Genomic DNA, 4103 nt, shown 5'->3' on the forward strand with positions numbered 1-4103 from the left:
ACCGGGAAAATGGGAATGCGCCCTCTATCACTGCCCATTCGGCATCTGTCAATCCAGTGAATTCGCCTGCCATCTTTTTTCTCCTTGTTCAACGGTTGTTTCTTCTTGTCAGGAAAATATAAGACATTGTAATAACAATGTAAAATGGATTTTTGGGATAGGCTTACTATATAAAAATTTATCAGGCAATAAAATATTTGTCAGCTGATGTTACTGAGTTCATAAATTCAGGTACAGAACAAGACATTATGGAAAAACCCCCTATATAATGGATATGTAAAAGGTGGGACACACCCGAAGTATTGTGGGGGAATGACCGATAAATCACCGGAATAGTCTTGGGTGCTCATTTACCTGAAAAACTGAGCCTGTCCTACACGTAGTCCTCGCTTTGCAAGTTCTTATTCCGTTATAAGTGCCCTTACTTTAGCCAAAGCTTCACTTACTACTGAGGCCGAGGCCTTTTCAGCAAACTTTAAACCTCTTTCCACAAAATCAATTGTCTTGACCTGATGACACAGAACAACACCGGAAATCTTTTCTCCGGCTAAAACTACTTCAAAACCATGTCCCTGAACCCTGCTTGTGACCGGGGCGACCAAAGCCAGGAGAATTTTTTTATTGAAAATTGCAGGAGAAAGGACCAGGGCCGGGTGATGCCCCAGTTGCTCATGACCGGCGGCAGGGTCAAAGTCTGTCCAGACAAGATCGCCGCGTTCGGGAATAAACACTTTTTTTTCAGATCTTGCGGCCATTACCATTCCTTTCCTACAGGCTTGTCGTGCAACCATGCCTTATCCTCGGCATCCAAGGCAACAGCCTTGGAATCACATTGGTTTAAAAGTTCGTCAAGTGTATAATCTTTTTTCTTTTTGATAGGGGTAATAATAATCCTTCCGTCTTTCGCCTCAATGGTAACGGTCTGATCTTTTTCAAGCTGGATTATATCAGCAATCACTTTTGGTATCCTTGCTGCCAAGCTGTTACCCCACTTTTTAATAACCAGTTCTGTCATTTTGTGTTCCTTCAAGAGTTTAAACATTGTATAAACATGCACTACTGCACAAAAGGGGTTGTGTCAACAACGTATAAACATTTTAAGCCCAAATCTACACCCAAATATCGGGCTTGGTCATAACATCGGCCACAGCGTAGGTTGGGTTGAACGAAGTGAAACCCAACAACTTATCGGCGTTGGGTTTCGTTCCTCAACCCAACCTACCAAAAATTCGGATGGCCTAAAATATGACCAAGGCCCAAATATCAAAATCCTCTTGCCTTACCATGTTCCTGATCAATGATCTTTGTGGCCCCTTGTTTTAAAGTTTGAGGTCAAAAGTTATGATCTTTTTCCAATGCCTGTTTCAGGGGACAATCCTCTTTGGCATCCTGGCCATGCCGATATATTTCCAGCACTTCTATTGATTTTTTGGCCAGGTCTCTTCTTGCTTCTCTTCTCTTTCCTTTTACACGTGGGATTTTCATTGAATCATATGCAGTGGTCTTATGTCGCATCCATGCAATTACAGCAGCTTGAGCTCTCTTATTAATAGGAATAAGCTGGGTCCTAGCAACGGTTCCGCTGCCCACAGGGGTTGCGTGGGTGGTTATGATTTTTCCAAGGAGTTGTGCCTCTTTCTCATACCTGGGGTGGAAATTCAAAAACTTGATGATTTGATCATTAAATTCTTGTGTATAGGCGTTTTGCTTGGCCTCTCTTCGTGCCAGTTCGCGCTTTCGCTCATTGGCATAGACTGGCGTTGCCCTCTTATCAGCCACTTCCTGTTTTGCGGCCAGGATATTGTCAGCGGGAGCCCAGATCCCTTTTGAAATCATCCGTCTGCGGTATTTTGCCTGGACTACCCATACGGGGCCCTTTAATTTTACTCGCCTTGTAACAGCCGCATCCCCTGCGGGCAAAAAGGCCCACTCTTCAGGCGGTGTTAGTTTCTCCCCTGATTCAGAATATAGTGTTCCTTCTCTATGCCCTGGATAGACAGTTAAATGCTGATGTACCATCCATTGTGCCTTAAATCATTTAAGTCCATGGAAAAACCGTTTTTAATTTGGGTAATCAATCCTCTCCTTGAATGTTAATACGAAGCTTCATTGCTTTTACACCCGGCTTCTTCTTCATCTAATTGACGGGCATACTCAGCGATCTTCTCCAATTGTGTTATAATCTGCTTTAAAGACCGGATTACGGCTTCTTCGCCGTGATCCAATGACATCCGACGAGTGATTTGTTCTAAAAGCTTGTCATATCCCTTGATGCCGCCACCCATTGACTCTGAATTTGTGGCGTGGATTGCAAGGTCGATAACCGTGGACACTTCGCCCTTATTCATCCGGTCGGGATAAGTTGCTTTTTGCTTTATCTTTAAATCGTTAAAAAAGGCCATGATGTTGGGGTAAAAATCGTCTTGCATCGTTAATTCTCCTGTGCAATGGGTGTTATATCAATAATTTTTTCGCCAGTGAAAAGATCCAAATGCTTTTCATTGGCCATTTTATTATCAAGCGCTTTCTCATACTGGTGTTCACTCATCTTTGTCCCTTGTTATTTGGAAACAATGAAAATCGATTCGGCTTTTTTCTGGAGCAAAAAAAACCGGAATCAACAAAGCGCACATGCATAAAGAACTCCCTGTCCGGACTGAAACAGCCAATGATTAATGTTTGAAAATTTGCGGTTTGCCGTCCGGATTAATTTCAATGCCAATGGTGTCGCCGGTCTTAAACCCGATGCTCCGGATTCGGGCGCAAACTTCGGCATGTCGTTTCTGGTACCAGTATACGGACCACAGAGGATTGCGGACCGTATCAACGCCATAGGCATCGTGGCTGTCAAGGTTTAAACGAACTTTATCTCTTGCGATCACGGTGTCAGCCTCAGCCATGAACCGATCGATAAAATAATGGTGGTCATACAGGGCCTTTGAAAGCTGCTTCTGAAGTTCAGGGGTGTCTTCAAGATAGTGATTGACGACCTGACGAAGATCACCGGGCACAATGATGGAAAGGCCCAATACCGCAAACCGCCAATGCTGCAGGGCAAATGATTCCAGCGTTTGCTGGTAATCTGAGATCACACCCAGAATATCCTCAAAGACAGTGGGTTGATCTCCCCAGCCGTGAACCATTTTCTCACATTGGGTGATGACCTCCAGATAAAAGGACTGGTTATCCATGACAAAGGTTGGCCGTTCACGATAACTGTGCCGCTTTCGAATTCTCCGAATGCCGTCCAGAACAATGATATGCTGCTCGCTTTCGATCATCTCCTTGAGGTCGAATTTCGAAATATCCTTGGCCTGGACAATATAGATGTCATTATCATACGTGATGATATATTCAATTTCACAACTGAACCCTAAAAAATCCTGGATGCGCGTTGACAAGTCAATCAGTTTTCGGTCATGAGGGGTTCGGGTAATGAACGGCTCGTTACTCAGCTTTTTCTGACGGTCACGACAATAACCGAACTCCCACTGGCGGCCAATCATTTTGGCCATGACACTTGATCCATCGATAAAAGGCATTGCGATAAGCCCCATCTGTTCCGGGTCAATCTCGGGCGCGCGATTGAATTTTTGCTGTCTCTTGATCGAAAGGGCTTTGGCGGTGAGGGATGATTTCACCATCCGTTTACGCGCATACTTTATCCCGCTAATATCCGAGTAAGTCGGTATGGAATCAAAGGAGCCGCCTTTGAAATATTCTTCGTCAGGATGGGCGCTGCGAGCGATGACCTTGAACCCGTCCCGATAGTTTTTCAAAAAAGCTTCCAGCTCGGCAAACTCATTTGTTTTAAAGTTTTCCGCCGGAACGTACAGAAAATCTGGCACGCTGAACCCGGCATCCTTTAAGCGCTTCAGCAGCAGGGCTTTTTCCGGCAATCGGGTTGACATTATTAATTTCTCCTTACCCGCAGCATTTTTTATACTTTTTCCCGCTTCCGTATGGGCAGGGTCATTGCGGGCGATTTTTGTTTCGACGTTCGTTTGCTTTGTCGGATTTAATAAAATTTCCAAATCCGTAATATTTTATAGATTACCCGGCCCCAAATCAATTGAAAAGGGCGCATTCCCATTTTCCCGGTT

The 4103-nt window shown here is 44.4% G+C and carries 6 protein-coding genes; 1 reads left to right on the forward strand and 5 read right to left on the reverse strand.

Annotated elements, in window-relative coordinates:
• Nucleotides 1–208, forward strand: a 208-nt coding sequence (locus B3D59_RS14980) for a hypothetical protein (RefSeq protein ID WP_286821254.1), incomplete at its 5' end; no start/stop codon positions are given.
• A gap of 193 nt (nt 209–401) precedes the next feature.
• Here the strand turns inward: B3D59_RS14980 and B3D59_RS14985 are convergent.
• From B3D59_RS14985 to B3D59_RS15005, 5 genes are all read right to left on the reverse strand, one after another.
• Nucleotides 402–755 carry a type II toxin-antitoxin system PemK/MazF family toxin gene (locus B3D59_RS14985; protein WP_286821265.1) on the reverse strand — a complete coding sequence of 118 codons (354 nt, stop codon included), beginning with the start codon at nt 753–755 and terminating at the stop codon, nt 402–404.
• Nucleotides 755–1015, reverse strand: coding sequence for an AbrB/MazE/SpoVT family DNA-binding domain-containing protein (locus tag B3D59_RS14990; RefSeq protein WP_286821274.1), 261 nt, complete (start codon nt 1013–1015; stop codon nt 755–757). The genes B3D59_RS14985 and B3D59_RS14990 overlap by 1 nt, the downstream gene beginning before the upstream one ends.
• 317 nt (nt 1016–1332) lie before the next feature.
• On the reverse strand, nt 1333–2019 hold the full coding sequence (locus B3D59_RS14995; RefSeq protein ID WP_286821275.1) for a DUF2293 domain-containing protein: 687 nt from the start codon (nt 2017–2019) through the stop codon (nt 1333–1335).
• Between the two features lie 74 nt (nt 2020–2093).
• Nucleotides 2094–2429, reverse strand: a complete 336-nt coding sequence (locus B3D59_RS15000) for a hypothetical protein (protein ID WP_286821277.1) — start codon at nt 2427–2429, stop codon at nt 2094–2096.
• A gap of 243 nt (nt 2430–2672) precedes the next feature.
• Nucleotides 2673–3911, reverse strand: a complete 1239-nt coding sequence (locus B3D59_RS15005) for a hypothetical protein (protein WP_286821280.1) — start codon at nt 3909–3911, stop codon at nt 2673–2675.
• Between the last annotated feature and the right edge of the window lie 192 nt (nt 3912–4103).

The sequence above is a fragment of the Desulfobacter sp. UBA2225 genome, from assembly GCF_002348205.1.
Taxonomy (GTDB): domain Bacteria; phylum Desulfobacterota; class Desulfobacteria; order Desulfobacterales; family Desulfobacteraceae; genus Desulfobacter; species Desulfobacter postgatei.